This window comes from Streptomyces djakartensis (assembly GCF_014651075.1).
GTDB lineage: Bacteria > Actinomycetota > Actinomycetes > Streptomycetales > Streptomycetaceae > Streptomyces > Streptomyces djakartensis.
In genome coordinates, this window is sequence record NZ_BMWE01000016.1 from 146,604 (window position 1) to 152,873 (window position 6,270).

Sequence of the window (6,270 nt, forward strand, 5' to 3'; positions counted from 1 at the left end):
GCCTAGGGTCACCTTCCGAGTGCAAGCGCTTTCCAAGCGTGAGTCCGCCGGCCGTCCGAGGAGCGCCGCATGTCCGTGACCCCAGGGTCTCCCACCCGCCGCCGCGTGGCCGTCGTCGGTACCGGAGCCATCGTCAGCGGGAGCCACCTGCCCGCGCTGCGGGCCCATCGCGACCGGGTGGAGCTGGTGGCCGCCGTCGACGTGGACCAGGAGCGGCTCGACGCGTTCCGTGAGCTGGCCGGCGAACAGGTCGCCGGGTACACGTCGGTGGACGCGATGCTGGACGCCGTGTGCCCCGACCTGGTCCTCATCGGGACGCCGCCCTCCCTGCACCGGGACCAGACGGTGGCCGCGCTCAAGGCGGGTGCCTGGGTGCTGTGCGAGAAGCCGCTCACCCTGTCGCTCGCCGAGTACGACGAGATCGCCGCCGCCGAGGAGGCCTCCGGCGCCTACGCCTCGGTCGTCTTCCAGCACCGCTACGGCTCCGGCGCCGTGCACGCCCGGGAGCTGATCACCAGCGGTGAGCTGGGCGCCCCGCTGGTCGCGCACTGCCAGACCACCTGGCACCGGGACGCCGCGTACTACGCGGTGCCGTGGCGCGGCAAGTGGGCCACCGAGGGCGGCGGGCCCACCATGGGCCACGGCATCCACCAGTACGATCTGCTGCTGCACCTGCTCGGAGAGTGGGAGGAGATCCGGGCCATGGCCGCCCGGCTCGTCCACGACACCGAGAGCGAGGACGTCTCCACCGCGCTCGTCCGCTTCACCAGCGGCGCGCTCGCCACCGTGGTCAACAGCGTGCTGTCGCCCGACGAGGTGAGCCGCATCCGCGTCGACTGCTCGGACGCCACCGTGGAACTCACCCACCTGTACGGCCACACCAACGACAGCTGGGTCTACACCCCGGCCCCGCACGTGGCGGCCGACCGTGCCACCGCCTGGCGCACCCCGGCCGGCGACGTGCCCAGCTCGCACACCGCCCAGCTGGGAGCGCTCCTCGACGCCTACGACACCGGTGCCCGGCCGCCGGGCAGCGGCCAGGACGCCCGCGCCACCCTCGAGTTCGCCGCCGCCCTCTACAAGGCGGCGTTCACCGGCCGCTCCGTGCGGGCGGGAGAGATCGGCCCCGGTGACCCCTTCTACGAGGCCATGCACGGCGAGTACCCCGACTGGGCCCCCAAGGAGCGCGCATGAGCATCCGCGTCACGCACACGCACGGCGAGGACATCGCCGTCACGGCGGCGAACGGCACGGAGATCCTCCGCTACGTCTACCGTCCGGACCCGGATCCGTTCGAGTCCCGCAAGCCGTACGCCCACCCGGTGCGCACCCTGTCCGGCCGCACCGTCACCGGCTACCGGCCGAACGACCACCGCTGGCACAAGGGCCTGCAGATGACCGCGAGCCATCTGTCCGGCCAGAACTTCTGGGGCGGCAACTGCTACGTCCACGGCCGGGGTTATCTGCCCCTGCCCGAGCGTGTCGGCTCGATGCGGCACGACGGCTTCCCGGACCTCACGGTCGAGGACGGCCGCCTCGCCCTCACCGAGAACCTCACCTGGGTCGAGAACGGCGGCGGGGAATGGGCCCGCGAGGTACGCGGGCTGACCGTCCACTCGGTCGACGAGCAGGCCGGTGCCTGGGCCCTGGACTGGTCGATCCGCCTCACCAACGTCCGTTCCGAGCCGCTCGCCTTCGGCTCCCCGACCACCGCGGGCCGTGACATGGCCGGCTACACCGGACTGCAGTGGCGCGGCCCGCGCGACTTCACCGGCGGCACCGTCTTCGCCCCGGACACCGACGCCGACGCGGGCAAGCTGATGGGCACCCAGGGCCCCTGGCTCGCCTTCAGCACCGAGCACGACGACGTCGACGCCCACTCCACGCTCGTCTTCGCGCACGCGCCCGAGAACCTCGACGAGACGTCCGCGATCCACGAATCGCACTGGTTCGTCCGCTCCGAACCCTTCCCGACGGTCGCGTTCTCCTGGGCGTTCTTCGAGGAGTTCGAGCTGCCCCCGGGAGAGTCCTTCGCCTACCGCTACCGGCTGGTGATCGCCGACGGCGCCTGGGACCGCGACCGGGTCGGCACGTACCTTCAGGGCCTGCCGTGGTGACCGGCCCGAAGCCCGCCCTGCCGCACCCGCTGCCCGGCGCCGTCGGCCTGTCGCACCTGAGCGCCTACGACTGGGAGGCCGCCGACGGCGTCTGCGGCGGCAGCCCGCACCTGCACCTGGTGTGCACGGAGGCGTACGTCGTCACCGGCGGCCGGGGCGCCGTCCAGACGCTCAGCCCCGACGGCTACCGGGACATTCCCCTGGAGCCCGGCTCCATCGCCTGGTTCACCCCCGGGACCGTGCACCGCATGGTGCAGGGCGGCGATCTGCGTATCACCGTGCTGATGCAGAACAGCGGTCTGCCGGAGGCCGGGGACGCGGTCTTCACCTTCCCGCCCGAGGTCCTGGCCGACCCAGAGAAGTACGCGGCCGCCGCGGCCCTCCCGCCCGGCACCGGCCCGGACACGGCCGCGGCCGCCCGGCGCCGCAGAGACCTCGCCGTCGAGGGCTACCTCATCCTGCGCGAGGCGCTGGCCGACTCAGACAACGGCCCCTACCGGGAGTTCCAGCGCGCCGCCGCGCGGATCGTGCGGGACAAGGTGCCCACCTGGCGCGCCCTGTGGCGGGCGGGTGCCGTGGCCGCCGCCGAACGCACCGGCGCCCAGCTCGACGCCCTGGCCGCCGGCGAGCCCGCCTACCTCGACGAGGCCACGGCGTACGAGGCGACGCCCACCCGGCGCGGCGGCTTCGGCATGTGTGGCCGCCGGGACGAGTACGCGCTGCCCGGGACCACACTGCCGTACCGGGGGGAGTAACCGCAGGGGGCCCGAGAGGGATCTGAGGGGGGCTCAACCGATACTCCCAGGAGAGGAGTGACCTCGGCATGCCCGGACACAGGACAAAGGGGTTCTGCGCGTCGGCCGCCGCACTGGCACTGTGTGCCGTGCTGGCGGGCTGCGGAGGATCAGAGGAGTCCGCCGACGGCGGCAAGGTCGTACTGCGCTACACATGGTGGGGCAACCCCGACCGCGCGGAACGCACCGAGCAGGCCGTCGCACTGTTCGAGAAGCAGCACCCGGACATCGACGTCACGACGTCGTTCTCCGGCTACGACGCCTACAAGCAGAAGCTCGCCACCCAGGCCGCCGGCGGCGACGCCCCGGACGTGATGCAGCTGGACTACCGCCAGATCGACCAGTACGCCTCCGGCGGCGTCCTGCTGGACCTGGCGCAACAGAAGGCCGTACTGCGGACCTCAGAGATCGACCAGGGGCTGCTCGCCACCGGCCGCGTGGACGACGTCCAGTACGCCGTTCCGCAGGGCCGCGGCACCGAGACCGTCGCCTACGACGTCGAGACCTGGAAGAAGTCAGGCGTGCCCCTCCCCGACGGGAGCTGGACCTGGAGCCAGTGGGCCGACAGCATGCGCGCCCTCGCCGAGAAGACCGGCAAGCCCGGGGCGACCGACCCCGGTCAGAGTGAGGACGCCTTCGAGGTCTGGCTGCGCGGCCAGGGCAGATCCCTCTACACCGAGGACGGCGGGCTCGGCTTCACCGCCGACGACCTCGCCCGCTGGTGGACCTTCACCGACGAGCTGCGCCGCGAGGGCGCCGTCTCGCCCGCCGAGCAGACCACACAACTCGACGGCTCCGTCGAGAACACCCCACTGGGCCGTGGGCAGTCCGTCACCGACGCCAACTGGGACGCCCCGGCCAGCGGTTTCCTCGCCCTCGTCCCGACCGGTGTCGCGCTCGCCCCCATGCCGTCCGGCGAGGACGGCACACCAGGCCAGTACTTCAAGCCGTCCATGTTCCTCGGCGTCTCCGCCGACACCGGCCATCCCGAGGAGGCGGCACAGCTCGTCGACTTCATGATCAACGACCGGAGGGCCGCCAAGATCCTCGGTGCGAGTCGCGGTATCCCCGTCAACGAGACCATCCGCGACGCGATCGGCCCCCAGCTGAAGGACTTCGACAAGACCATCGCCGACTTCCAGTCCTCCCTGGACGGCAGGCTCAAGGACCCACCCCAGGCCCCGCCATCGGGCGACAACGCCCTGCAGAGCACCTTCCAGCGCGACTACGACCAGGTGTCCTACGAGCGCATGTCGCCCCGCGAGGCCGCCGAGAACTACGTCACCGAGGCGAAGGCGGAGCTGAGGTCATGACCACCACCGCGATCCCCCCGGAGGCGAAGCGCGCCCCCGCCGCCTCACCCCGGAGCCGCACCGCACGCCGACGCGAAGGCGCCGCCTGGGTGTTCCTGTCGCCCTGGGTGCTCGGCGCGATCGTGCTCACACTGCTGCCGATGGCCGTGTCGCTGTACCTGTCGTTCACCGACTACGACCTGTTCAGCCCGCCCGAGTGGGTGGGGCTGCGCAACTACACGCAGATGTTCACCGAGGACCCCCGCTACTGGCGCTCGGTCGTGACGACCCTGACGTACGTCGTCGTCGCCGTGCCCCTGCAACTGGCACTCGCCCTCGTCGTCGCGCTGGCCCTCAAGGGCATGAAACGCGGCAAGGCCTTCTACCGCTCCGCCTTCTACGCGCCCTCGCTGCTCGGCGCGTCGATGTCCGTCGCGCTGGTCTGGCGGGCCGTGTTCAACGACGGCGGCACGGTGGACAACCTCTTCGGCACCGGCGGCTGGGTCAACAAGCCCGGCTGGGCGCTGCTCGCCGTGGCACTGCTGACGGCGTGGCAGTTCGGCGCCCCGATGGTCATCTTCCTCGCCGGACTCCAGCAGATACCCGCCGAGCTGTACGAGGCGGCGGCGGTGGACGGCGCCGGGACGTGGCGGCAGTTCCTGTCGGTCACGGTCCCGATGCTGTCCCCGGTGCTGTTCTTCAACCTGGTCCTGCAGACCATCCAGGCCTTCCAGGTGTTCACGCCCGCCTTCGCGATCAGCGCGGGCAAGGGCGGGCCGGCCGACTCGACCCTCGTCTACACGATGTACCTCTATGACCGCGGCTTCGTCGCCTCCCACATGGGCTACGCCTCCGCCATGGCCTGGGTCCTGCTCGCCGTGATCGGTGTGGTCACGGCGGTGCTGTTCCGCACCTCGCGCTCCTGGGTCTTCTACGCCTCCGAGGGGGACCGATGACCTCGACCGCCGTTTCCCGCAAGCCGCTTGGCCGGGGCCGGATAGCCGTGCACCTCGGCTGCCTGGCCGCGCTGCTGGTGATGCTGTACCCGCTGGCGTGGCTGCTGGCCACCTCGCTCAAGCCCGCCGACGAGGTCGTCGCGAGCCTCGACCTGCTGCCCGGCCACCTGGAGTGGTCGAACTACCGGACCGCCCTCGACGGCGTCAACGACGTCTCCGTCTGGCGGCTGCTCGGCAATTCCCTGCTGATCGCCGGCGGCGCGGTCGTCGGCAACGTCCTCAGCTGTTCGCTCGCCGCCTACGCCTTCGCGCGGCTGCGGTTCCGGCTGCGCGGGCCGCTGTTCGCGTTCATGATCGCCACGATCATGCTGCCGCACCACGCGGTGCTGATCCCGCAGTACATCATCTTCAACCAGCTCGGCCTGGTGAACACCTACTGGCCGCTGATCCTGCCGAAGTTCCTCGCCACCGAGGCGTTCTTCGTCTTCCTCATCGTGCAGTTCATGCGCGGCCTGCCGCGTGAGCTGGAGGAGGCGGCCCGCATCGACGGCTGCGGTCCCTTCCGCAGCTTCTTCCGGGTGGTCCTGCCGCTCACCCGCCCGGCGCTGATCACCACGGCCATCTTCACCTTCATCTGGACCTGGAACGACTTCTTCACCCAGCTCATCTACCTCTTCGACCAGGACAAGTTCACGCTGACCCTGGCGCTGCGCTCCTTCGTGGACGCCTCCAGCACGTCGGCGTTCGGCCCGATGTTCGCGATGTCGGTGATCGCGCTGCTGCCGATCGTGCTGTTCTTCCTCGCCTTCCAGCGCTTCCTGGTGGAAGGCATGGCCAGTTCGGGAGTCAAGGGGTGAGCGGGGCAGGGACCCGCGAGCCCGGGGAGGTCTTCGGACCCCGGCTGACCCTGTTCGCCGACATGCTGAGCGTCGGTCTCGCCACGGCTTTCGCCTGCCTCCCGCTGGTGACCTTCCCGGCCGCCCTGTCCAGCGCGTGCGCGGTGCTGCGCGGCGCGCGGGAGGGGCGGCCGGCCACCGCGGGCCGGTACGCGGCGGTGCTGCGGCGACGGTTGCGGGCCGGTGACCTGGCGGCCGGTGCCGTCGCGCTGTCC

6 protein-coding genes and 1 pseudogene are annotated in these 6,270 nt (G+C 71.4%); all 7 read left to right on the plus strand.

The window, feature by feature from the left end; genetic code table 11:
* Window positions 1–69 precede the first annotated feature (69 nt).
* Window positions 70–1,194 (plus strand): Gfo/Idh/MocA family protein, encoded by a 1,125-nt coding sequence (locus tag IE212_RS25860; RefSeq protein WP_190200349.1) that lies wholly within the window; start codon window positions 70–72, stop codon window positions 1,192–1,194.
* On the plus strand, window positions 1,191–2,117 hold the full coding sequence (locus IE212_RS25865; protein ID WP_190200350.1) for a DUF6807 domain-containing protein: 927 nt from the start codon (window positions 1,191–1,193) through the stop codon (window positions 2,115–2,117). The genes IE212_RS25860 and IE212_RS25865 overlap by 4 nt, the downstream gene beginning before the upstream one ends.
* Window positions 2,111–2,872, plus strand: a complete 762-nt coding sequence (locus tag IE212_RS25870) for a cupin domain-containing protein (protein ID WP_190200351.1) — start codon at window positions 2,111–2,113, stop codon at window positions 2,870–2,872. Before IE212_RS25865 ends, IE212_RS25870 begins: the two co-directional genes overlap by 7 nt.
* Before the next feature lie 68 nt (window positions 2,873–2,940).
* Window positions 2,941–4,224: an ABC transporter substrate-binding protein gene (locus tag IE212_RS25875; RefSeq protein WP_190200352.1), complete on the plus strand. Its 1,284-nt coding sequence runs from the start codon at window positions 2,941–2,943 to the stop codon at window positions 4,222–4,224.
* Window positions 4,221–5,159: a carbohydrate ABC transporter permease gene (locus IE212_RS25880; RefSeq protein WP_190200353.1), complete on the plus strand. Its 939-nt coding sequence runs from the start codon at window positions 4,221–4,223 to the stop codon at window positions 5,157–5,159. Before IE212_RS25875 ends, IE212_RS25880 begins: the two co-directional genes overlap by 4 nt.
* Window positions 5,156–6,016: a carbohydrate ABC transporter permease gene (locus tag IE212_RS25885; protein WP_190200354.1), complete on the plus strand. Its 861-nt coding sequence runs from the start codon at window positions 5,156–5,158 to the stop codon at window positions 6,014–6,016. Before IE212_RS25880 ends, IE212_RS25885 begins: the two co-directional genes overlap by 4 nt.
* A pseudogene (locus IE212_RS25890) lies at window positions 6,013–6,270 on the plus strand (hypothetical protein); the annotation flags it as partial. The gene IE212_RS25885 and the pseudogene IE212_RS25890, both read left to right, overlap by 4 nt.